17 protein-coding genes are annotated in these 23,717 nt (G+C 72.3%); 8 read left to right on the top strand and 9 right to left on the bottom strand.

Features of this window, described 5'->3' with window-relative positions; translation table 11 throughout:
- Positions 1-40 precede the first annotated feature (40 nt).
- The 3 genes from QNO11_RS09085 to QNO11_RS09075 are packed head-to-tail and all read right to left on the bottom strand — an operon-like array spanning position 41 to position 4,354.
- On the bottom strand, positions 41-1,870 hold the full coding sequence (locus tag QNO11_RS09085; protein ID WP_257508583.1) for a gamma-glutamyltransferase family protein: 1,830 nt from the start codon (positions 1,868-1,870) through the stop codon (positions 41-43).
- A 2-nt stretch (positions 1,871-1,872) separates the two neighbouring features.
- On the bottom strand, positions 1,873-3,300 hold the full coding sequence (locus QNO11_RS09080; RefSeq protein WP_257508584.1) for an aminopeptidase P family protein: 1,428 nt from the start codon (positions 3,298-3,300) through the stop codon (positions 1,873-1,875).
- A 37-nt stretch (positions 3,301-3,337) separates the two neighbouring features.
- A complete protein-coding gene (locus tag QNO11_RS09075; protein ID WP_257508585.1) occupies positions 3,338-4,354 on the bottom strand; it encodes an endonuclease/exonuclease/phosphatase family protein in 1,017 nt (338 codons plus the stop codon).
- Positions 4,355-4,435: 81 nt separating this feature from the next.
- On the opposite strand from QNO11_RS09075, the gene QNO11_RS09070 reads away from it, so the two are divergent.
- A complete protein-coding gene (locus tag QNO11_RS09070; RefSeq protein WP_257508586.1) occupies positions 4,436-5,302 on the top strand; it encodes a PHP domain-containing protein in 867 nt (288 codons plus the stop codon).
- Between the two features lie 13 nt (positions 5,303-5,315).
- Positions 5,316-6,224, top strand: coding sequence for a PfkB family carbohydrate kinase (locus tag QNO11_RS09065; protein WP_257508587.1), 909 nt, complete (start codon positions 5,316-5,318; stop codon positions 6,222-6,224).
- A gap of 51 nt (positions 6,225-6,275) precedes the next feature.
- Here the strand turns inward: QNO11_RS09065 and QNO11_RS09060 are convergent, their stop codons facing one another.
- Positions 6,276-6,701 carry a PLDc N-terminal domain-containing protein gene (locus QNO11_RS09060; protein ID WP_257508588.1) on the bottom strand — a complete coding sequence of 142 codons (426 nt, stop codon included), beginning with the start codon at positions 6,699-6,701 and terminating at the stop codon, positions 6,276-6,278.
- A 118-nt stretch (positions 6,702-6,819) separates the two neighbouring features.
- Positions 6,820-8,256 (bottom strand): DEAD/DEAH box helicase, encoded by a 1,437-nt coding sequence (locus tag QNO11_RS09055; RefSeq protein WP_257508589.1) that lies wholly within the window; start codon positions 8,254-8,256, stop codon positions 6,820-6,822.
- A gap of 221 nt (positions 8,257-8,477) precedes the next feature.
- Here QNO11_RS09055 and QNO11_RS09050 point away from each other — a divergent pair, with 221 nt between their 5' ends.
- Complete coding sequence (locus QNO11_RS09050; protein ID WP_257508590.1) at positions 8,478-9,125, top strand: ferritin-like fold-containing protein; 648 nt, start codon at positions 8,478-8,480, stop codon at positions 9,123-9,125.
- A gap of 21 nt (positions 9,126-9,146) precedes the next feature.
- Here QNO11_RS09050 and QNO11_RS09045 read toward each other — a convergent pair whose 3' ends face one another.
- Complete coding sequence (locus QNO11_RS09045) at positions 9,147-9,437, bottom strand: hypothetical protein (protein WP_257508591.1); 291 nt, start codon at positions 9,435-9,437, stop codon at positions 9,147-9,149.
- 4 nt (positions 9,438-9,441) lie between these two features.
- The gene (locus tag QNO11_RS09040; protein ID WP_257508592.1) at positions 9,442-9,666 is read right to left on the bottom strand and encodes a DUF3107 domain-containing protein; all 225 of its coding nucleotides are present in this window, start codon (positions 9,664-9,666) and stop codon (positions 9,442-9,444) included.
- Between the two features lie 135 nt (positions 9,667-9,801).
- On the opposite strand from QNO11_RS09040, the gene QNO11_RS09035 reads away from it, so the two are divergent.
- Complete coding sequence (locus QNO11_RS09035; protein WP_257508593.1) at positions 9,802-12,957, top strand: ATP-dependent helicase; 3,156 nt, start codon at positions 9,802-9,804, stop codon at positions 12,955-12,957.
- On the top strand, positions 12,954-16,241 hold the full coding sequence (locus QNO11_RS09030; protein ID WP_257508594.1) for an ATP-dependent helicase: 3,288 nt from the start codon (positions 12,954-12,956) through the stop codon (positions 16,239-16,241). Before QNO11_RS09035 ends, QNO11_RS09030 begins: the two co-directional genes overlap by 4 nt.
- A gap of 7 nt (positions 16,242-16,248) precedes the next feature.
- Here the strand turns inward: QNO11_RS09030 and QNO11_RS09025 are convergent, their stop codons facing one another.
- A complete protein-coding gene (locus QNO11_RS09025) occupies positions 16,249-17,442 on the bottom strand; it encodes a phosphotransferase (protein ID WP_285169088.1) in 1,194 nt (397 codons plus the stop codon).
- 127 nt (positions 17,443-17,569) lie between these two features.
- Here QNO11_RS09025 and nudC point away from each other — a divergent pair, with 127 nt between their 5' ends.
- Both nudC and QNO11_RS09015 read left to right on the top strand, forming a co-directional pair.
- The gene (nudC, locus tag QNO11_RS09020; RefSeq protein WP_257508596.1) at positions 17,570-18,475 is read left to right on the top strand and encodes an NAD(+) diphosphatase; all 906 of its coding nucleotides are present in this window, start codon (positions 17,570-17,572) and stop codon (positions 18,473-18,475) included.
- Positions 18,472-20,229 (top strand): ATP-dependent helicase, encoded by a 1,758-nt coding sequence (locus QNO11_RS09015; RefSeq protein WP_257508597.1) that lies wholly within the window; start codon positions 18,472-18,474, stop codon positions 20,227-20,229. The genes nudC and QNO11_RS09015 overlap by 4 nt, the downstream gene beginning before the upstream one ends.
- A gap of 769 nt (positions 20,230-20,998) precedes the next feature.
- Here the strand turns inward: QNO11_RS09015 and QNO11_RS09010 are convergent.
- A complete protein-coding gene (locus QNO11_RS09010) occupies positions 20,999-22,441 on the bottom strand; it encodes a zinc-dependent metalloprotease (RefSeq protein WP_257508598.1) in 1,443 nt (480 codons plus the stop codon).
- Positions 22,442-22,558: 117 nt separating this feature from the next.
- Between QNO11_RS09010 and QNO11_RS09005 the strand changes: the two genes are divergently transcribed.
- Positions 22,559-23,680 carry a YlbL family protein gene (locus tag QNO11_RS09005; protein WP_257508599.1) on the top strand — a complete coding sequence of 374 codons (1,122 nt, stop codon included), beginning with the start codon at positions 22,559-22,561 and terminating at the stop codon, positions 23,678-23,680.
- The last annotated feature ends 37 nt before the right edge of the window (positions 23,681-23,717 follow it).

The following is a 23,717-nucleotide window of genomic DNA, read 5'->3' as shown; positions in this document are numbered from 1 at the left end:
GATCCTGTGGAGGGAACGGCGCACAAAAACGCCGCGCAAATCACCGCCCGGCGGCGTACCCCTGCATCCCGCGAGCATTCGCCGCGGCCCACAACACGCCGCGGGAACGGTCGATCCCGACGGCGCTGAGCCGCCCCAGGGTCCAGTCCCCGGCGCGCGTCACATCGTGCCCGCGCGCGATCAGCTCGTCGATGACGTCGTCGCCCAACCGGTCTTCGGCCATGACTCCCGCGGGCGTCCAGGTGCGCGGCCAGAAGGAATCCACCAGTGCCGTGGTGTGCAGCGTCGGCGCGTCGATCGCCTGCTGCGCGGTGTACCCGCCGACGAGCATCCGCAGCAGCATCGGCAGCTGCCACTGGTCCTGCTGGTCGCCGCCGGGGGTGCCCAGCGCCATCACCGGCATCCGGCCTTGCAACACGAGGGTCGGGGTGAGGGTCGTACGAGGGCGTGCCCCCGGACGCAGCGCCGACGGCGCGGATTCGTCCAGCCACATCATCTGCAGCCGCGTGCCGAGGCAGAACCCGAGCTCGGGGACGGTGGGCGACGACTGCAGCCACCCGCCGGACGGGGTGACCGCCACGATGTTGCCCCACCGATCCACGACATCGATATGGCAGGTGTCGCCGCGGGTCTGGCCCGACTTGGCCACGGTCGGCTCGCCGACGCCGGCCGGTGCGGGCGCAGCGGATGCCTCGGTCAGGGGCGGGCGGAACGGCACCCGGCCGGGCAGGTCGCCGGGGCGCCATTCACGTGACGCACGATCGCCGATGGCGCTGCGCCGCGAGGCGATGTACGCGTCCGACAGCAAAGCATCGGTCAAGGCCGAGCCGTCGGGGTCGTCGCCGAAGTAGGCATCGCGATCGGCCAGCGCGAGCTTCAGCGTCTCGACGATCGTGTGCGCACCGATCCCGGTCGCAGGATCGAGACGCGCGTCGTCGAACCCGTCGAGGATCCGCAGCGCCTCCAGCAGCACCGGCCCCTGGCACCACGCGCCGCCCTTGGCCACCGTGTGGCCGCGGAACGTCGCAGTGACGGCCGGCTCGTACCCGGCGTCGAAACCGGCGAAGTCATCGGATGTGATGACGGCGGCGTGGTCGGTGCCCGACGAGTGCCGGTGCGGCCGGGCGAGGAAGGCGGATGCCGCTTGCGCGACGAGCCCGATCTTCCACTCGTGCCGGGCGGCGTCGATGCGCGCACCCCGATCGGCAGCTCTGGCACCCGCGGCACCCGCCGCACCCGCGGCCCCGTCACCGGCGGCCACGAGCCGCTCCAGCACGGCGGCATATGCCGGGTTGCGCATGAGGGAGCCCGCCGCGGGCACGCGACCGTCCGGCATCCACAGGTCGGCCGAGCTGGGCCAGGCCGCCGTGAACAGCTCCGCCACGCGGGCGATGGTCATCGCGGCCTGCGGGAGCAGCGGATGCCCATCGCGGGCGTAGCCGATCGCATAGGCGAGCACGTCGCCCAACTCCCATGTGCCGTGGTCGCGCAGCAGCAGCAGCCACGCGTCCACCGCGCCCGGCACGGCGGCGGCCAGGCCCCCGGCGCCCGGCACGAGGTCGAGCCCCTCGCCGCGGTAGTGGGCGATGGTGGCCGCCGCCGGGGCGGGGCCCTGGCCCATCAGCACTTCAGGCTCGGCCGCGCCGGCGGCGTGGAAGATGCCGACCAGGTCGCCGCCGGGTCCGTTGAGGTGCGGTTCGACGACATGCAGCACGAACCCACCGGCCACGACGGCGTCGAACGCGTTGCCGCCGCGCTCGAGCACGGCCTGCGCGACCGCCGTCGCGGTGGCGTGGGTGGACGCGGCCATGCCGAACGTGCCCTCTAGCGTCGGGCGCGTCGTGAAGGGCGCCGGGGGGGTGAAGCTCACTCTCAGCGAGCGTCGCTCGCGCGCGCGATCCAGGCCTCGACCTCGTCGGCGGTGCGAGGAATGCCGGCGGACAGGTTCACCGGCCCGTCCTCGGTCATGAGGATGTCGTCCTCGATGCGCACCCCGATGCCGCGGTACTCCTCGGGCACGGTGATGTCGTCGATCTGGAAGTACAGTCCAGGCTCGATCGTGAAGACCATGCCCGGCTGCAGGATGCCGTCGTAGTACATCTCCCGCCGCGCCTGCGCGCAGTCATGCACGTCGATGCCGAGGTGGTGGCTCGTACCGTGCACCATGTAGCGGCGGTGGTGCCCGCCCTTGTCGGCGTCGAGGGCTTCTTCGGCCGTCACCGGCAGCAGCCCCCACTCCGCGGTGCGTCGCGCCAGCACGCCGAGGGCGGTCTCGTGGAGCGTCCGGAACGTGACACCGGGCCGCGCCGCGGCGAACGCGGCATCCGCCGCCTCGCGCACGGTTTCGTAGATGCGACGCTGGATATCGGTGAAGGTCCCCGACACCGGCAGGGTGCGGGTGATGTCGGCGGTGTAGAGGCTGTCGACCTCGGCGCCGGCGTCGACGAGGATCAGATCGCCCGGCAGCACCGCGCCGTCGTTGCGGGTCCAGTGCAGGTAGCAGGCGTGCGGTCCGGACGCGGCGATGGTGTCGTAACCGACGGTGTTCCCGTCGCTGCGGGCGCGCTGGTGGAAGACGCCCTCGACGATCCGTTCGCCGCGGGAGTGCTCGATGATGCGGGGGAGGTTCGCGACGATGTCGTCGAAGCCCGCCGCGGTGACCTCCACGGCGAGGCGCATCTGCGAGATCTCGTACTCGTCCTTGATCAGTCGCAGCTCGGACAGGAACCGGGTCAGATCGCTGTCCTCGTCCAGCACGACGTCGCCCTCGGCGGCGGCGAAGCCGTCCACGTGGGCGGTCGCCAGTCCCAGGTCGGCGGCGACGCCGTCCAGCGCGGGGCGCGGCCCGATCCAGAACTCGCCGATCGACGCGTCGGAGTAGAACTCCGGCGTCGTGCGGTCGGCTCGCTCGCGGAAGTAGAGGGTGACGTCGTGGCCGTCGTCGGTCGGGTCGAACACCAGCACGGAATCCGGTTCACTGTCGGCGGCCCAGCCGGTGAGGTGGGAGAACGCCGAGTGCGCGCGGAACGGGTAGTCGGTGTCGTTGCTGCGCTGCTTGAGTGAGCCGGCCGGGATCACCAGTCGCTTGCCGGGGAACGCGGCCGACACGGCTGCGCGGCGCGCGGCGGCGTACGGCGCCTGCTCACGCAACGTGGGCATCGAGGCCGGTCGGACGGCCCACCCGGTGGAGATCGTGTCGAGGAAACCCTGGCCGTAATTCTGCCGGCGGTTCGTCGTGGAGTCCGCCTGCTGCGGCTCGGCCGTGGTCGTGGTCGTGTCGCTGTCGCCTGACGTGTTCATACCACCAGTCTCGCACTCCGAGGCAGGGAGAACACAGTCAGCCGGTCGGCTCCAGCTGCACCACGAGAGGCCGGTGATCGCTGCCGGTGGCATCCATCGACGTCAGCACCACTGCGCCGACCGCGGTCCACAGATCGGTGGCCAGCACATGGTCGATAGGGGAGCCGGCCAGGGCGGGCAGATCGGTGGGCCAGGTGCCGACGGCACCGCTGCCGGCGGCGACGGCCGCGTCGTGGCAGCGGCCCAGATGCGCGCCGTCGATGCCCAGGCGCATCATGTGGTCGATCGTGGCGTTGAAATCGCCCGCCATGATGACGTTATCGGCGGCGCACTGGTCCGCCAGCCACTGCAGGTCATCCCGCCACGCCTGCATCGCCGACTGGCGGGGCGCGACGGCATGCGCTGCGACGATGATCGGCCCCGACCCGTCGACCGGCATCGCGACGGCGCTGGGCACTTCGGAGGTGTCGCTGGTGCCGTCGCGCGACGAGGCGATGACGGAGTAGGCGCCCAGATCCGGCGAGATCAGCAGCGTCGTGGAGTCGGCATCCCACTGGCCCTGCTCGGTATGGTGCGCCCACATCGGGTGTCCCATCTGGCCCATCGCGATGGCCACCGCTTCACCGGTCTCGATCGTCGTCTCTGGCAGCGCGACCACGTCGGCTTCCATCGTGACGGCGGTCTGCGCGATGGCCTCGGCCGAGGTGGCGTCGCCGCCGGCGGTGTTCCAGGTCATGACCCGCACGCTGTCGTCCGCCTTGGCGGGCAGTTCGGCGTTGCCGGTGCCCCGCTGCAGCACGATGACACTGCCGCAGACAGCGGCCACGACGCTCACCCCGGCGATCGACAGCGCGAAACCGCGCATCGGCCGCGCGATCGCGAGCATCAGTGCGAGCACCAGCACGGCGAGGAACCCGAGCACCAGGAGCGGGCGGAACGAGGTCAGCTGCACGATCGGGAACGTGCGCTCCACCCGGAAGAACGCCGGCCAGGTCAGGATCGCCGCGCCGATGGCGAACAGGATCGTGACGAGGATCCCCACCAGACGCAGCACGTCGCGACTCTATTCCCGCTGGCTGGGAGATCGACGGATGCCACACCCGTCATGCGTCGACGGCGCCGCTACGCTCGAGGGATGCGTTCAGGTGTGCAACGGTTCGAAGGACCCAGTGACCTCCACCTGCACTCAGTGCACTCCGACGGCACCGAACCGCCCGCCCAGGTGGTGCAGGCGGCCCACCGTCGCGGCCTGCGCACTGTCGCGCTGACCGACCACGACACCACATCCGGATGGGCGGAGGCGGCGGAGGCTGCGACGTCGCTGGGAATGACCTTCCTGCCCGGGATGGAATTCAGTGCGACGCAGGAGTGGCGCAGCGTCCACGTGCTGGCGTACCTGTTCGATCCCGACAACGCCGCGCTGCGCGCCGAGACCGACCGCATCCGCTCCGCGCGCATGGGACGCGCCGAGCAGATCGTCGCCAGCATCGGCGGAGACTACGACCTCACCTGGGATGACGTGGTCGCCCAGACCGGCGACGGCGCGACGGTCGGGCGGCCCCACATCGCCGACGCCCTCGTCGCACGCGGGCTGGCGGCCGACCGCGCCGAGGCGTTCGCCGGCATCCTGCACCCCAGTGCCGGGTACTACGTGCCGCACTACGCCCCGGATGCCGCCACCGCGGTGCGCCTCATCGCCGCCGCAGGCGGCGTGCCGATCATCGCGCACCCTGCCGGGCGCGGACGGATGCTGCCGGTTCCGGTGCTGGAGGAGCTCATCGGCCTGGGGCTGGCGGGGTTCGAGCTCGGGCACCGGGAGAACACCGCGTCGGGCATCGCGGCGCTGAGCAAACTCGTGGCACGCCACGACCTGATCGTCACCGGGTCCAGCGACTACCACGGCCTGGGAAAGCCCAACCTCCCCGGCGAGCACACCACCACCGACGAGATGGTGGCCCGCATCATCGACCGTGCCAGCGGGAGCACCCCGGTCTATCCGTGAGAGAGGATGCCGCATGAGCGCTGCCCCTGACGTCGTCGTGATCGGCGAAGCGCTCGTCGACATCGTCCACGCGCCGGACGGCACCCGGGAAAGTCCCGGCGGCAGTCCCGCCAACGTCGCCCTCGCCCTCGGCCGTCGGGGGCTGCGGCCGCTGCTGGTGACGCAGCTCGCCGACGACTCCCACGGCCGCGCGGTGCGCGCCTGGCTGGACCGGTCGGCCGTCACGGTCCACGTACCGGGTGCGCCGGCGCGCACCTCGACCGCCGTCGCGCATCTGGACGCCGAAGGGGCCGCGACGTACGAGTTCGACATCGCGTGGGACCTCGCGCCGTGGCGCGCGCCGGTGACGCCGGTGGTGCACACCGGCTCCATCGCCGCGGTGCTGCACCCCGGCGCCGACACGGTCGAACAGGCGCTGCGCGATGCGCGGCGGACGGCGGCGGTGACGTTCGACCCGAACGTGCGGCCCTCGCTCATCACGGACGCGGCGGACGTGCGCGCGCGGGTCGCTCGGCTGGTGGCGCTGTCGGATGTCGTCAAGGTCAGCGGCGAGGACCTCGACTGGCTGCACCCCGGGCGCGATCACCGCGACATCGCGCGGGAGTGGCTGCGCGCCGGCCCTGCGCTCGTGGTCGTCACCGAGGGCGCGGCTGGTTCGTTCGCAGTGCACGCGGCGGGGGTCGTCGAGGCAGCGGCCGCCCCGGTCGCCGTGGTCGACACCGTCGGGGCGGGGGACACCTTCATGGCGGCCCTCATCGCGCAGCTGCATGCGCGCACCGGCGCGGACGTGCGCGCGCGCATCGCCGGGTGGGATGCCGCCGACATCGCCGCGGTGCTCGTCCGCAGCGCCGCCGCCGCGGCGATCACGGTGTCCCGGCCCGGCGCCGACCCGCCGTGGGCGCACGAACTGGCGACCCCGTGACGCAGTCCGGCCCCGGGGCGCGGACGCTTCGGGGCCGGATGAGCGGGGCGGTCAGCCGCCCGCGAGCGCTTTGGATTTCAGCGCCTCGTACTCGGACGGGGTGATCGTGCCGTCGTCCAGCAGCCGCTTGGCCTTGGCGATCTCCTCGCTCGGGCTGGAGCCGCTGCCGGCGACGGTCTTGATGTAGGCATCCTGCTGCTCGCGGTAGCTCTGCGCGGCCTGCGCGCTGCGCTCGGCCATGCCGCCACCGCGGGCGACCAGGTAGATCAGCGCGGTGATGATCGGGAAGAAGATGAGGAAGAAGATCCACACCGCTTTCCACCAGCCGCTGAGCTTGTGGTCACGGAACAGGTCTCCGATGATCGAGAACAGCGCCATGAGGTAGGCGAAGAACACGAACGCCCACAGGAACCACCACACCAGGTCCCAGAACGAACCCCAGAAACCCTGGTATTCCACCACGTCGAAGAATCGCACGATACGCGCCTTTCTCACGAAGAGCGACGCCCGCCGCGCCGTCAGGGCTCACCCTAGCGACGCGTTGCCCCCACCGGAATGGCCCTGCCTGCGGACGCCCGAAGCGCCCTGATGCGGGTCAGGAAGCAGTCGGTGCGCCGGTGCCCGAGCCGCGACGACGACGACGCCGGCGGGGCGCGGTCTTGCCGTCGTGGTGCTCTTTGCCGCCACCGTCGTGCGTCCCGCCGCCATCGGCGGTGTGGGCCGTCTCGGCGGTGTCGGGCGTAGCCGTCGCAGCTTCGCCGGCGCGGTGACGACGACGGTTGCGGCTGGCGCTGCCGTCGGCGGCGGGCGCGGACTCCTGCGTCTTGACCGTCTGCGTACGAGGCGCGGTCACGATGCGACCCTTGGTGCCGGCGGGGATGTCCATATCGCTGAACAGGTGGGGGCTCGACGAGTACGTCTCGGTCGGCTCGGGCTGGCCGAACTCGAGCGCACGGTTGATGAGCGCCCATTTGTGCAGGTCGTCCCAGTCGACGAAGGTCACCGCGATGCCGGTCTTGCCGGCGCGGCCGGTGCGGCCGGCGCGGTGCAGGTAGGTCTTCTCGTCGTCGGGGATGGTGTGGTTGATCACGTGGGTGACATCGTCGACGTCGATACCGCGTGCGGCGACGTCGGTGGCGATCAGGACGTCCTTCTTGCCCGCCTTGAACGCGGCCATCGAGCGCTCGCGCGCCTCCTGGCTCATGTCGCCGTGCACGGACGCGGTGTTGAATCCGCGGTCGCTCAGCTCATCGGCCAGCTTCTGCGCGGCGCGCTTGGTGCGCGTGAAGATGACGCTCTTGCCGCGGCCCTCGGCCTGCAGGATGCGGGCGATGATCTCGTCCTTGTCCAGCGAGTGCGCGCGGTAGACGACGTGCTTGATGTTGGCCTGTGTGAGCCCCTCGTCGGGGTCGGTCGCGCGGATGTGGATCGGGTTGGACATGAACCGGCGCGCCATCGCGACGATCGGGCCCGGCATGGTGGCCGAGAACAGCTGCGTGTGCCGCACGGCGGGCACCTTCGAGAAGATCTTCTCGATGTCGGGGAGGAACCCCAGGTCCAGCATCTTGTCGGCCTCGTCGAGGACGACCTCGGTCGCGTGCGACAGATCCAGCAGACGCTGGTTGTTCAGGTCGATCAGGCGCCCGGGGGTACCCACGACGATCTGCGCGCCGGCCTTGAGCTGGTCGATCTGGCCTTCGTAGGCCTTGCCGCCGTAGATCGCGACGACGCTGGTGGCGCGGCCGGACGTCAGCATGTCGATGTCTTCGTAGACCTGCACGCACAGCTCACGGGTGGGAACGACGATGAGCGCTTTGACGCCCGGCTCCGGGTTGAGCCCCAGACGCTGCACGACGGGGATGCCGAAGCCGAAGGTCTTGCCCGTTCCGGTCTTGGCCTGGCCGATGATGTCCTGGCCGGGAAGGCCCAGCGGAATCGTCTGCTCCTGGATCGGGAAGGCGTCCACGATGCCCTTGCTGGCGAGGACATCGACGATGTCCTGGTCGACGCCGAGTTCGGCGAAAGTCGTCACAATGCGAGCCTGTCTGGCGGTGAGATGCCGCCGGGGGAGAACGTTCCACGCCCTTCACTCAGCCGCAGGCGCGGGGCCCCGATCCACTGCCGGGGCCCGTTCAGCCTACCGGAGATGCCTGAGGGGCCCGTCGGTGCGTATCGTGGTCTCTCGTGGCCTGGTCGTTCTTCACACGCAAGCGGCCTGCCGCGCGCCCTCTGGCGCTGCGGTCGCGTGGCGACATGGGCGACGCGCACCGGGTCGACTTCGAGGCGCTCGCGCCCGACGTCGATACGTTCCTCGGGCAGGCCACCTACCTGCAGCTGGGCTACTTCGAGACGCTCAGCCAGCTGATCGCGTCTACCCCCGAACTGTCGCAGAAGGAATCGCTGTCGCTCGCGGCCGGCGCGGCGCTGCTCAAGCACCGCCGGTTCGTCACCCTCATCCGGGAACGAGGCGACGACGCGCTGGAGATCATGCTGCCCTTCCGGGAGCCGCTGGACGCGTTCCGCCGCGCCACCCACGGCGCGAGGCCCCTCGAGACGGTGCTGTCGGTGCACATCACCGCCGGCATGCTGGACGACTTCTACCTGGCGCTGTCCTCGAGCTACGGCGAAACGGGGCGGGGCGCCGCCGCGATCCTCGCCGCCGCCGACGACCGGCAGGCGCTCGTGGACATGATCGTCGCGGCCGTGGATGCCGACGAGGAGTGGCGGTCGCTGCTGGCGATGTGGGGGCGCCGCCTCGTGGGCGACACCCTGCTGATCGCCCGCGCGGCGCTTCGCCCCACGACGCTGGACGAAGCGGACGAGAAGAAGGTGGAGCCGGTGTTCACCGGGCTGCTCGCGGCGCACTCGCGCCGGATGGGCGCGATGGGCCTGGACGCCTGAGCGCCGACCCGACCGCGGCGGTCAGAGAATCTTCAGTCGTGCCCGTTCGTGCGCATCGTGCGTGCGGCGTGCTCGGGTGAGGAGGATCAGGACGGGGAACACCACGACCGCGGGGGCCGCGAACGACGCGACCCAGATCCACGGGTTCTCGATGCCCAGGCCTGCCCAGGTCAGCGCCAGCCAGACCGCGCCGCCGACAACGGCACCCAGCAGGGGACCGATGGCCGCCCCGCGCGTGGCACGACCGGCGACCAGGAAGTGGGCGAGGACGCCCAGCCCTGCTCCGAAGATGAGGGCGAGCAGGATCTGCATGCGATCAGCCGACGAAGCCGATGCGGCGGGACTCTTCGGTGCCGACCTCGATGTACGCCAGGACCGCAGTGGGCACGATGTAGGAGTTGCCCTTGATGTCCATGAACGTCACGTGAGTGGCGCCGGAATCCAGTGCCTGCGCGACGCTGGTCTTGACGGCCTCTGCCGGCTCGTTGGTCTCGAAGCCGAGCTCGCGGCCGGTGTTGACGATGCCGATGCGGATCTCCACGGGTGACTGCCTTTCCGGCCCCGGCTGTCGCCGCGGGCGCATCACGACTCTACGACACGGCGGGGCCTGCCCGGCCGCCGGAGGGCCCGCGCTCGCTGTCGGCGAACGTCGGCGGGTGCGGCTACCGTGGGCTCGATGCGACACAGCGATCGACGGGCACCCGAGCCCGCCTCCGACGCCGCCTTCGTCCCGGATGCCGCACAGCGGCGAGTGCTGGATCTGGCACCCCAGACATCGGCGGTGGTGGTCGGCGCGCCCGGGACCGGCAAGACGGCCACGCTCATCGCACGTGTGCATGCCCTCGTGGAAGCCGGCGTCGACCCCGACGCCATCGTGGTACTCACCTCCAGTCGCACCGCTGCCACCGAGCTGCGCGATCGACTCGCGCTGGCAGTGGGCCGCGCGACGGCGGGTCCGCTTGCCAGATCGGTGGCGTCGCTGGCGTTCCAGCTGGTGCGTGCGGCCGAGGTGCACGCCGGCGGCGAGCCGCCGCAGCTGCTCACCGGGGCCGATGAGGACCAGCTGGTGCAGGAACTGCTCGCCGGCGACGCCGAGGACGAGGCATCCGCGGCATCCGCCCCCTCCCGGTGGCCACAGTGGCTCCCCGCTCCCATCCGCGGTACCGCCGGCTTCCGCGCCGAGGTGCGCACCTTCCTCGCGGAGTGCACGACGCTGGGTCTCACGCCGGCCCGACTGCGCGCGCTCGCGGAGCGGCTCGACCTGCCGGCATGGTCGTCGCTGGCCTCGTTCGCGACCGAATACGAACGGGTCCGTGCCGACATGCGCGGTGCGCACCGCGACGCGGCGGGTCTCGTGCGCGAGGCGGTCGGCATCCTCCGCTCCAGCGCCCCCGGTGCGCCCGTGCTCGGCGCGTTCGCCGGGGTGCGCGTCATCCTCGTCGACGATGCGCAGGAGCTCACCCTGGGGGGAGTGGAGTTGCTGGAGGCGTGCCGCGCCCACGGCATCGCGGTCATGGCGTTCGGTGACCCCGACGTCGGGTCGGGCACCTTCCGCGGCGCCTCGCCCCGCAACTTCGCCCGCCTGGCCGCCACCGCGCCGCCGCTCGTGCTCACCGCCGCGCATCGGGGCAGCCGCGCGCAGCGGGCGCTGCTGGCGTCGGTCACCGAGCGCATCGGCGCCGTCGGCATCGTGAGCCACCGGCTGCGTCCGCCTGCGCCGGAGGAGTCCGCACCGGCGGATGCGACGGTGCGCGCGTTCACGCTGCGATCGCCGTCGGAGGAGTACGACGCCATCGCGCGGCTGCTGCGCGAACGCCACCTGCGCGACGGTGTGCCGTGGGACCGCTGCGCCGTCATCGCGCACGACACCCGTCAGGTGGCCGCGTTGGAGGCGGAGTTGGCGGCACGCGAAGTGCCGGCGCGTGCCAGCGGACCCGGCCGCGCGCTGGGCGTCTTGCGACCCGTACGCGACCTGCTGCGCCTGGTGGAGCTGTCCGCCCGTCCCGGCGACCAGTGGACCATCGACGACGTCTCCGACGTGCTGCTCGGCGTGGCAGGGGGCATGGACCCGGTGGAGCTGCGGCGACTGCGCACCACGCTGCGGCAGACCGAACTGGCCCACGAGGGCGAGCGCGGCGGGCAGGCGCTGCTGGTGTCGGGCATGGTGCGGCCGCTGGAGCTGGACCTCATCGACACCCGTGAGGCGCGTCGTGCGGGGCGGGTGGCACGCACCCTGGCGCAGCTGGCGGCCGACCACGCCGCCGGGGCCACCGTGCACGAACTGCTGTGGACGGCGTGGGAGAAATCGGGCCTGCAGGCTCCCTGGGCCGAAGCGGCCAACGGTCACGGGCCGCTGGCGGAGCAGGCCAACCGCGACCTGGACGCGGTGGTCGCGCTGTTCCAGGCCGCCAAGCGGGCCGTCGAGCGGGAGGACGGCGCCCCGCCGCTGGCATTCGTACGCGGCATCCTCGACAGCGATGTCGCTGAGGACCGCCTGACCGCGCCGCCGCCGGAAGCCTCGGTGCGGGTGCTCACCCCCGCCGGTTCGCTCGGGCTGGAGTTCGACACCGTCGTGGTCAGCGGCGTGCAGGACGGGGTGTGGCCCAACACCCGGCTGCGCGGCAGTCTGCTGGAGACCTGGCGGCTCGCCGACGCAGTGGAGGGGGAGGATGCCACCGACGTCCTCGACCGCCGGCGCCAGGCGATGCACGACGAACTGCGCCTGTTCGCCCGCGCCGTCTCCCGTGCCACGGCTCGGCTCATCGTCACCGCCGTCGATGACGATGACACCGGGCCGAGCGTGCTGTTCGAACTGCTGCCCGACCCGGAGCCGGCACCCCGCGAGGCGGAGCATCCGCTGACGCTGCGAGGCCTCGTGGCGCTGCACCGACGGGCGCTGACGGACCCGCGCGCCCCCGCCGCGGCGCGGGCGGCCGCCCCGGGTCAGCTCGCGCTGCTGGCCGACGCGGGCGTCGCCGGGGCGGACCCTGCGCAGTGGTACGGCGTGGCAGGCCCCACCTCCACCACGCCGCTGCGCGACCTCGCCCGCGAAGCGGTGCGGGTGTCTCCCTCGCGGCTGCACACGCTCGAGGAGTGCCAGCTCAACTGGGTGATCGGCGACCTCGGCGGCGATCCCGGCGGGTCGGTGGCGGGGCTGGGGACGCTCATCCACGCTGCCCTCGAGCACGGCTCTGAACTGGACGAAGCGGGCCTGTGGCGCATTGTGGAGCAACGGTGGGGCGAGCTGGAATTCGATGCCGAGTGGCGGGGGCGTGCCGAACTCACCCGCGCTCGCGACCTGGTGCGGCGGCTGCACCGGTACCTGCGGGACACCGAACGCGACGGCGTGACGCTGCTGGGCGCGGAACCGCACTTCGAAGTGCCCATCGAGATCCCCGAAGCCGGCGCGCACGGCGCGGTCCTCAGCGGTTACATCGACCGGGTGGAGCTCGGCCCCGACGGGTCGGTCGTCATCGTTGACCTGAAGACCGGCAAGGCCGAGCCGCAGACCGACAAGGCCGTCGCCGACAACCCGCAGCTGGCGGCGTACCAGCTCGCCTTCGAAACCGGCGCGATCGAGGCGCCCGAGGGGGCGCGGCCCGGCGGCGCGAAGCTGCTGGTGCTGCGGCCCACCGCGGCATCCAAGGAGTACGTCACGCCGCGCCAGGTGCCCTTCGACGACGAGACGCGCACCGCGTTCGTCGGCCGGGTCGTCGCGGCCGTCGACGTGATGCGCGGCAGCGCGTTCGTCGCCCCCTACGAGGAGCACTGCCGCGATGAGCATTCCTATGGCTTGTGCCGCATCCACACGATCGGGGCGGTGAGCTCGTGACCACGCTCATCTCCGCGCACGCCATCGCCGCCGCCCTCGGTCAATTCCCGCCGACGGCCGAGCAGGCCGCCGTCATCGAGTCGCCGCTGCAGCCGGGACTCGTCGTCGCCGGCGCCGGCAGCGGCAAGACCGAGACGATGGCGGGGCGCGTGGTGTGGCTGGTGGCCAACGGCCTCGTCCGCCGCGACCAGGTGCTGGGGCTCACCTTCACCCGCAAGGCAGCGGGGGAGCTGGCCGAACGCATCCACAAGCGCCTGCAGCGCCTGGCGGAGTTCGAGCGGCGGGGCCTGCTGCCCCACCTGTCGGCGCTGCACGCCGAGGGGCGGCTGGACCCGTGCGCCACGGCGGACACGGATGCCGCACGCCGGGTAGTGCTGGCCAATCTCGTCGGCTACACCGGCGCGGAACCCGCCGCCGGAGACGACGAGGCGCTGCTGCACCGGCCCACCGTGGCGACCTACAACAGCTTCGCCGACAGCATCGTGCGCGAGCACGCGGTGCGCATCGGCCGCGACGGCGAGGCGGCGGTGCTCAGCGACTCCGCGGCGTGGCTGCTGATGCGTCGCGTCGTGCTGGCCTCGGACGACCCGCGACTGGAGGAGCGGGGCGAGTCGGTGCGCACCCTCATCGACGCGGCCCTGCGCATCGCGCGCGACAGCGTCGACAACCTGGTGTCGCTGGACCAGCTGGCCGCCTTCCCGGAGCGCTTCGCCGACGTGCTGGAGCGGCCGTCGGAGAACAAGCGCACCGTCGTCTACGCCGACATCGCCCGCGCCGCCGAGAAGGTGGGCGCGCTGGCGCTGCTGACCGATCTCGCGCGGGAGTACGCGCGGCAGAAGCTGCGCCTGGGGGTCATCGACTTCTCAGACCAGGTCGCCGGCGCGCTGGAGGTCGTGCAGAGCCATGAATCGGTCGCCGCGGAGCTGCGCGACCGGTACCGGGTCGTGCTGCTGGACGAGTACCAGGACACCTCCGTCGTGCAGACCGACCTGCTCGCGACGCTCTTCCGTGGCACCGGGGTGATGGCCGTCGGCGACCCCCACCAGTCCATCTACGGCTGGCGCGGCGCCAGCGCCGGCAACCTCGGCGACTTCGCCCGCGCGTTCGCCCCCGACGGCGTCAGCGGACGGTTCGCGCTGCGCACCAGCTGGCGCAACAGCCACCGGGTGCTCACGGCGGCCAATGCCGTGCTCGCCCCGCTCGCCTCGAGCGCACCGGTGCCGGTGGACGAACTGCTCGCCCGACCCGGTGCGACCCTCGGCGACGTGAAGATCGCGTTCGATGACGATCTGGATGCCGAGACCGATCGGGTGGCCGCCTGGTTCGAACAGGTACGAGCCGCTCGTGCCGCGGCGGGGGAGTCCACCACCGGCGCGATCCTGTTCCGCAGCAAGAAGCACATGGTGCGCTACGGCGATGCGCTGGCCAGACGCGGCATCCCGCATCGCATCCTGGGCCTGGGCGGATTGCTCTCCACGCCCGAGGTGGTCGATGTCGTCTCGGCGCTGCGTGTCATCGCCGACCCGTCGGCCGGCTCGGCGCTGATCCGGCTGCTGTCGGGGCCCCGCTGGGCGATCGGACTGGCCGACCTTCGGGCCCTCGCCCAGCTGGCGCGCCGCATCGTGCGCCACGATCATGCCCTCAAGCCCCTGGCGCCCGAGGTCGCCGAGCGGATGCGCGGCTCCGCGGGCGAGGATCAGGGGTCGCTCATCGATGCGCTCGACTTCGTGCTGCGCCACCCCGCCGACCACGGCTGGCTGGCGGAGTTCACCCCCGCCGCGCGGGAGCGGCTGCGCGAGGCCGGTGCCGTGTTCGCGGGCCTCCGCCGGGCGGCGCGGCTGCCGATCCCGGAACTGGTGCGCCTGATCGAGCTGGAGCTGCGGCTGGATGTGGAGCTGGCCGCCAACGAAGCCCGCGGGCCGGCGCGCATCGCCTCGGAGCAGCTGCGGGCGTTCGTCGACGAGCTGCACGGGTTCCTCGCCGCCGATGAGACCGGGTCGCTCACGAGCCTGCTGGCATGGCTGGACCACGCCGAGAAGCTCGACGAGTTCGCCCCGCGCACCGAGCCGCCCGAGGACGATGTGGTGCAACTGCTGACCATCCACGGCTCCAAAGGGCTGGAGTGGGATGCCGTCGCGGTGGTGCGCCTGGTCAAGGACGAGCTGCCGTCGGCGGCGAAGGACACCAAGGGGTGGCTCGCGTTCGGTGTGCTGCCGTACGAGTTCCGCGGTGACGCGCCGTGGCTGCCGCGGCTGCAGTGGGGGCGTGAGGACGCGCCCACCCAGCAGGCGCTGAAGCTGGCGCTGGAGGACTTCATCGCCGCCCAGCGCGCCCGGCAGCTGGAGGAGGACCGGCGGCTCGCGTACGTCGCGGTCACCCGCGCCCGCGATCACCTGCTGCTGACAGGGTCGAGCTGGTCCGGCACGCGCAGTGCCCGCGACCCCAGCGTGTTCCTCGTGGAGATGGCCGACGCGCTCGGCATCGAGCCGCCCGCCCCGGTGACCGACGAGAACCCCTACCTCGGGGAGCGGCGGCTGTTGACCTGGCCGATCGACCCGCTGGGTTCACGCGCCGAGGTCGTCCGCACCGCGGCGGCCACGGTCGCCGCCGCCCGCGAGGCCGACCGCCCTGCTGCGCACCCGGAGCTGGAGCTGCTGCTGGCCGAGCGCGCCGCCAGGGCCGCCGACCGGGTGCGGTCGGCGCCCACCCGCATCCCGGCGTCGCGGTACAAGGACTTCGTCGCCGACTTCGCCGGCACGGTCGCCGCCATCGCGCGTCCGCTGCCGGAGCGACCCTTCCGGCAGACGCGGCTGGGTACGCTCTTCCACGCCTGGGTGGAGCACCGCTCCGGCCTGGTCGGCGCCGGCTCCTCCGCAGACGACGCACTGTGGGAGTCCGACGACGAATCGGCCGACGGATCCGCGCCGCTGTCGGGCGACGACGCCGCGGCGATGGCGGCCCTGAAGGAGGCGTTCGCCGCCACCGAATGGGCGCCGCTGCGCCCGATCGCGGTGGAGACCGAGATCGACTTCACCATGACCGGGCCGGATGGCCGCGACCATGTCATCATCTGCAAGCTCGACGCGGTCTACCGCCGCGGGGAGCGCATCGAGATCGTCGACTGGAAGACCGGCCGCCCTCCCGGCAGCGCCGCGGAGCGGGAGCAGCGCATGGTGCAGCTGGAGCTGTACCGCCGCGCCTACCACGAGAAGCACGGTGTGCCGATGGGGCTGATCGACGTGGCGCTGGTGTACGTCGGCGCCGGTGTGGTGCTGCGCGGGTAGCGGCGCGTCAGTCGGTCGCTGTCCAGCGGCGCAGCGCATTGCGCGCGCTGTCGTCGCGGTCCTGCTCGTGCGAATCCGACTGCTCGGTGATGTCCACCGCCGGGCGGGCGGCGGGCTCGGTCGCCGCTTCGTCGGGCGAGAACAGGGACAGCTCGATGGGCTGGGTCACCTGGTCGGCCGGGTGGGAGTCGTCCTCGGAGGTGTCCTGCGTGAACATCGACATCAGCGACGGGTCGTAGGTGTCGGTCTGCATCGAGGTGTCGACGATCTCACCGGTGGCATCCGACATGCGGCCTACACGGGCCAGCGCGTCGTCGACGTCCACGGCATCCGCCGAGACCAGCGCGGTCTCGCCGACGCCCTCCGCGAGGGATTCCAGCAGGGCGACCGCGTCGGCCACGACCTTCTCGCTGCCGGCGGCGTGCCCGTGGACGAGCCACTTGGCGAACTCGAGCTCGGCGTACAGCCGGGCACGGTCGCGCAGTCGCGCATCGGGCGCGCGGTGGGCGCTGGAGAGGTACCCGTCGTAGACGGCATCCGCCGCGGTGGGAGCAGACGCCAGCCACCGCAGGTCGGTGGCGGGGTCTCCCACGCTCAGCCCATGCCAGTCCAGCAGGCCGGTGACGGTCGGGCCCAAATCGGTGTCCTCGAGGAGGAACGCGGTCGGCTCGACACCGCCGAGGGTGACGGCCGCTTCGAAGCGCCACAGCTGCTCGGCAGCCAGCGCCGTGCTCCACCGGCGCAGCAGCGCGAACGGCAGCAGCCCGGTCGCCTCCGCCCGGTCCAGCAGACGCTCGGCCTCGTCGCGCACCTGCGCGGGGGAGCGTGCGGGGAGCCCGGCATCGCGGACGACGGAGACGGGAATGGCGTGCACGTTCGCCAGCGCTGCGCCCAGCGACGTGGCCACCCCGGGGCCCGGCGGCACGTGGCCGGCCTCGACGCGGTAGCCGGGAAGCAGGTCGGACACCAGCACGCGGGAGGAGCCGAGGCCGGCTTCGCCGAGCACCTCGGGGGCGCGGAAGGGCAGAACGCCGCGCACGCCCGCCGACAGCGCACGCAGCACCCGCACCTGGGCGGCGAGCTCTTCGGCGGCCTCCGGCGAGTTCGGCACGCGCACCACGACGCGGCGGCCGTCGTCGAGATCGGCGACGGCGGTATCGAAGCGACCGGTCGATCCTTCCGTCAGCTCGCCGACTCCCACCACGGCGACCCGAGGAAGGGCCGACGTGACGGACGCGGCTAGAGTGAGGGGTGAGCGTGCCATGCCCCCAAGGGTAGGTCGCGTGCGCTCCGACACCCCCGCGCCACGCCCGCAAGAGAGGTCCTGGATGACGGTGCCCGACAGTTCGCAGGCTCCCGCGACCGCCCCACTCGAGTGGGACCGTGCCGCCGAGGAGCGCACCGCCGAAGGCCTGCTCGACGCCGCGCGAGCCGATGCCGGCACCCGTGTGCTCGTCGTCCACGGCGACCGTGCGCCGCTGGCCGGCGACACCGCGCTGCGGTTCCTGAGCCCGAACGAGGTGGCAGGCCAGGCGCAGTGGGCGTTCCTCGGCCGTGACGCGCAGGGCGTCGCCCTCCTGCTGGCCGCGCTGCCGGTGGACGCGCCGCTGCCGGAAGGGCGGTGGGGCGCGCTGCGCGCCGTGGGCGGCGACCTCGTCTCCCACGATGCTGCGGTGTTCGTCGCGGGACTGAGCCTCGGCCGCTGGCTGCTGGACGCACCGTTCTGCCCGGCGTGCGGCGCGGCCACCCGCGTGCACGCGGCCGGCTGGGCGCGCACCTGCCAGGGATGCGGCCGGGAGCACTTCCCCCGAACCGACCCGGCCGTCATCGTCGCCGTCACCAGCGCCGACCGGCAGCGGCTGCTGCTGGGTTCCAACGCGCTGTGGGCGCAGCAGAACCGGTACTCGACCTTCGCCGGATTCGTCGAGGCGGGCGAGTCCCTCGAGGCCGCCGTGGTGCGGGAGGTGCAGGAGGAATCCGGGGTGCGGGTCACTCAGCTGCGCTACGCCGGCTCCCAGGGCTGGCCGTATCCGCGTTCGCTCATGCTCGGCTTCCACGCCGTCACCGATGACGAGCAGGCGGCGCGTGCCGACGGCGAGGAGATCGTGGCGGTGCGCTGGTTCACCCGCGACGAGATCGGCGCCGCCCTCGCCGGCGGCGGCGACGTGCTGCTGCCCGGCACCGCCTCGATCGCCCATCGCCTGATCAGCCAATGGCACGAGGGACTCGCGTGAACGTCGAACCGCTCGCAGGACTCGACGACAATCAGCTGAAGGCGGCCACGGCGCTGCGGGGACCGGTGTGCGTGCTCGCCGGTGCCGGCACCGGCAAGACCCGCGTCATCACGCACCGCATCGCGCACGGCGTCGACACCGGCGCGTATTCGCCTGGCCGCGTCATGGCGGTCACCTTCACGACGAAGGCCGCCGGCGAACTGCGCGGCCGGCTGCGCGCGCTCGGGGTGCCGGGAGTGGCCGCCCGCACCTTCCACGCCACGGCGCTGGCGCAGCTGAACTTCTTCTGGCCGCAGCTGGCCGGCGGCAGTGCGCCGTCGATCGTCAACGGCAAGGTACGCGCCCTCGCCCATGCCGCCGACGGTCTGGGATTCGACCCGGGCCCGGCGGCGCTGCGCGACGTCGCGGCGGAGATCGAGTGGCGCAAGGTCACGATGCGCTCCATCGAGGACTACGCCCTCGCCCGCCCGCGCGGGGTCGCCGGGCTCGACCTGGAGCAGGTGGTGGACCTGCAGCGCGCGTACGAGAAGCTCAAGGACGAGCGGCATCAGCTCGACTTCGAAGACGTGCTGCTGGCCTGCGCGGGCATGATCGAAGCCGAACCCCACGTCGCGGCGGCCGTGCGCGAGCAGTACCGCCACTTCACCGTCGACGAGTTCCAGGACGTTTCGCCGGTGCAGAACCGGCTGCTGGAACTGTGGCTCGGCGACCGACGCGACCTGTGCGTCGTCGGCGACGCGAGCCAGACCGTCTACTCGTTCGCGGGGGCAGACCCGCAGTTCCTGCTCGGTTTCGCCGACCGGCATCCGGATGCCAGAGTCGTGCGCCTGGACCGCAACTACCGGTCGGATGCCGCGGTGCTCGCCGTCGCGAACGACCTGATGCGCGATCGCCCCGGCGCGCTGACGCTGGTCGCCGCCTCCGGCGCCGAACCCGGCCCGACGCCGGTGGCGACCACCTACCCGCACGACGCGGCCGAAGCCGCCGGCGTCGCCCGGGCCATCGCGGCGCAGATCGCCGCCGGCACCGACCCGCACGACATCGCGGTGCTGTATCGAACCAACTCGCAGTCGGCACCGCTGCTGGCAGCCCTCGCGGAACGCCACATCGCGGCGACCGTGCTGGGCGGCAAGCGCTTCTTCGACCTGCCGGAGGTGCGCCAGGCGCTGCTGGAACTGCGGGCGGCGACCGTCGCCCCGCTGGAGACGGCGTTCCTGCCGACGGTGCGCGACATCCTGCGCCGGTCGGGCCTGAGCGACGAGCCGCCTCCCGCCGGCGGCGCGGTGCGCGACGCCTGGGAGGCGCGGGCGGCGATCCTGCGCCTGGCGGAAGAGTCGCCGGAGGGCACCACGCTGCGCGGCTTCACCGACGACCTGCTCGCCCGCGCGAAGGACCAGCACGAGCCGTCGCTGCGCACCGTGACGCTGGCGACCCTGCACGCGGCCAAGGGCCTGGAGTGGGACCACGTCCACCTGGTGGGGCTGGCCGAAGGCCTGCTGCCCATTTCCTACGCGACGACCCCGGAGACCATCGACGAGGAGCGGCGCCTGGCCTACGTCGGCATCACGCGCGCCGCGCGGACACTGTCGCTGTCATGGGCTCGGGGAATGGGACAACGCGAGAGGTCGGTGTCCCGCTTCCTGCGAGAGATCGGCAGCGACACTCTTCGTGTGGTCGATGCTCGTGCCACGTCGGGCGCGCGTGCCGGGCGCGGATCGTCACAGAGCGCGACACGGAGCGAGAGCCCGAGCTGACGATGCGCCGGGCCAGGATCGCCGCGTCGTAGAGGATGCTGCGCGGCGTCGCAGGCGCCGGCAGCATCAGCAGCTGGGCGGCGATGGCCGGCCACGCCGGGTCGTCGTCGCGGCGGTGGGCGGCAAGGCACGCCAGACACGGCGTCACCCCCGGCACGACGAGCGGGCCCACCTCGACGCGGTCGTGCGCGAGCACGATCGGCAGGTGCCGCACGTCGTCGCGCATGAACCGTGCCGATCGTCGCGGGTCGAGGACGTGGGGTGCCACGGCGACCACCGGGGCTCCGGCGGGCACCGGCAGCGAAGCCAGATCCCACCACGGCGACACCTCGGCATCCGCCCCGGTCTCCGCGAACGCGTCGATCAGGGTGTCGGCGAGCAGCGGCGGCAGATCGTGGGGCAGCTCCAGGCGCACTGCCGGCGCCGGCGGGTCGTCGCGTTCGCACAGCACCGGTTCCAGCAGCTGCCGGAACGCCGCCGCCTCGTTCGGATCCGCGCCGAACGCTCGCGCGCACGCGTCGAATGCGGACGAGGGGATGCCGTCGCCCAGCGCCGCAATGAGCCTTGTCTGCCAGGGGGCAAGAGGATCGATGACGGCGAGGCCGGCGGCACCGAACTGCAGGCTCGTGTCGCTGCGCCACAGCGGCGGGTGGAGGGGATTGAGGCGAAGCATGCCCCGATTGTGCGCCGCCCGGTGAGCGCCCGGGCGGCGCTGTCCACAGACCTCACGCCGGAACGGCGCGAGGGATGGCTGGGGAGGAGACCCCGATCAGACCGGGCGGGGACCGGACGGGTCGTCGCCGGAAGGATCGCCCGAATCCTCGCCGGCGCTGCCGGAGCCGCCGGAGTCGCCGGAATCCGCGCTGTCGGCGGACGCGTCGTCCGCCGCCTGGCTCAGCAGCGCGTCGAGTGCGTCGTCCATCGCGTCGCGCTGCGGCTCGTCGCCGCGGGCGTGCGCCTGCAGTCGCGCCACGAGCGCGGCGGGGTCGTCGATGTCCTCCGAGCTGGGCATGAGGTCGGGGTAATCCCAGAGCGCGTCGCGGCCGACGATGCCGACCGCGTCGGTGACGGCCCGCCACATCGCGGCAGCCTCGCGCAGCCGCCGCGGGCGCACTTCCAGTCCCACGAGCGACCCCAGCGCCTGCTCGGCCGGGCCGCCCACCGCACGGCGGCGGCGGACGACCTCGGTGATGCGGTGCGCTTCCGGCAGCCGCGTCGTGGCGGCTTCCGTGACGACGTCGACCCAGCCTTCGATGAGGGCCAGCAGATTCTCCAGACGCGCCAGTGCCGCCGTCTGCGCTTCGGAACGCTGCGGCAGCAGCGCGCCGCTCTCCAGCGCCTGGCGCAGCTCCTCGGGCTGGGACGGGTCGAACCGCGACGCGAGGTCTTCCAGCGCTTCGGTGTCGACGTGGATGCCGCGGGCGAAGTCGGTCACCTGCGAGATGACGTGCAGCCGCAGCCACCGGGCGTGACGGAACAGGCGAGCGTGGGCGAGTTCGCGCGTTGCCAGGTACAGCGCCAGTTGATCGTCGGCAATGCCGAGGTCGCGGCCGAAGTCGGCGAAGTTCTGCGGCAGGATGGCCGCGTCGCCGGCGGGCATGACCGGAAGGCCCACGTCGCCGCCGCTGACCACCTCGGTGGACAGTCGCCCGACCACCGCTCCCAGCTGGGCGGCGAACAGCGACCCGCCCACGGTGCGCATGAGGCGCCCGGCGCCCTGCACCATGGCACGCATCTCCTCGGGCACCTGGGCATCCAGCGCCGCCGTCAAGGCGTCGGCGATGCTGAGGGCCACCGGCTCGGCCAACTCCTGCCACACCGGCAGGGTCGCCTCGACCCAGCCGCCGCGGGTGAGGGTGCGGGGCGGCTGCGTGAGCTCCGGCACGGTCGTCGCCTCGCTCAGCCACAGCGCCGCCAGCGAGAACGCCTCGCCGAGGTCGGTGCGCTCACCGCTGGTGATGCCCATCCCGTCCTGGTTGGCGATGTGCAGCGCCTGCCGTTTGGCCATGTCCCACGAGATGCCCTCTGCGGGGGCGTTCGCGAACGCGCCCTGCAGATGCCGCATCACCTGCTGCATCATGGCGGGGTCGATGCCCAGCCCCGACAGCCGGGAGAGCTGCTCGGGATCGATCGCGCCGGGCTGTCCGCCGAACAGCTGGCGCATGAGCTCCTGGAACTCGTCCTCGGGGGAGCGGTCTTCGCCGTCGGCCATGTCAGGTGCCTTTCAGCAGGTGGGGGGTGTCCCGCTCTACGCTAGTGGCACCCTTGACTCGCACCACCCGGCACGTTTTCGCCGGTCGCGAACGACCCGGCACAGAAAGGCCCCCCGTTGGCCCTCTTCGATGAGAACGTCACGATCGTTCCGGCCCCCCGGCGACAGCCGCCGCGCGGAATGATCGCCGGCATCTGGTCCCTTGTGGTCGCCCTGGTGATCCTGCTGACCCTCACGTTCCTCCCCACCGCGTACGTCATCCAGCAGCCGGGCCCGGTGTACGACACCCTCGGCACGGCGACGACCGGTGACGGCGAGGAGGTTCCCTTGATCTCGGTGGCGGGGGCCGAGACCTACCCCACCGACGGCGCGCTGGATCTGCTGACGGTGCAGGTGGTCGGCAACCGGGAACACCCCCCGTCGTGGTTCGAGCTCGTCCTGGCGTGGTTCGACCGCACCCGGGCGGTGATCCCCATCGAGGAGGTGTTCCCCGTCGGGCAGACCACCGAGCAGCGCAACGAACAGAGTTCGGCGATGATGATCGACTCCCAGCAGGAGGCCACCGCCGCCGCGCTGGGCGAACTGGGCTATGACATCGGCGCCGAGCTGACGGTGTACTCCCTCACCGAAGATTCGGCCGCGAACGGCGTGCTGGAAGAGGGCGACGTCATCCTTGCCGTGGAGGGGCGCGAGGTCGCCGACGCCGTGGAGGTGCGCGAGATCGTCGGCGAGGCCGCCGGCGAACCGGTGACGCTCACGATCGAGCGCGACGGCCGGCAACGCGACGTGTCCGTCACGCCCGCCGAGCAGAAGATCGACGGCGAGACGGCGTGGCTGCTGGGGGTGACCCTCATGAACGCGTACGACTTCCCGATCGACGTGACGATCCAGCTCGACAACGTCGGCGGACCCAGCGCCGGCATGATGTTCGCACTGGGCATCATCGACACCCTCACCCCCGGCGAACTCAACGGCGGCGCGCAGGTCGCCGGCACCGGCACCATCAGCGGCGCCGGCGAGATCGGGCCCATCGGCGGCATCCGACAGAAGCTGTGGGGGGCGGAGGATGCCGGCGCGGAGATCTTCCTCGCGCCCACAGCGAACTGCGGCGAGGTCGTGGGGCACGTGCCCGACGGGCTGGACGTGTTCGCCGTGGCGACCCTCGACGACGCACTCGAGGTGCTCGAGACGGTCCGCGACGACGGTGACCTGGAGGCGCTGCCTACCTGCACGCCCTGAGTCTGCTGAGGATGTCCCCGGCATCTCCTCGGCGTTT

The organism is Microbacterium sp. zg-B96 (genome assembly GCF_030246865.1).
Classification (GTDB): Bacteria; Actinomycetota; Actinomycetes; order Actinomycetales; family Microbacteriaceae; genus Microbacterium.
This window is presented reverse-complemented; position numbering and strand designations above follow the sequence as displayed.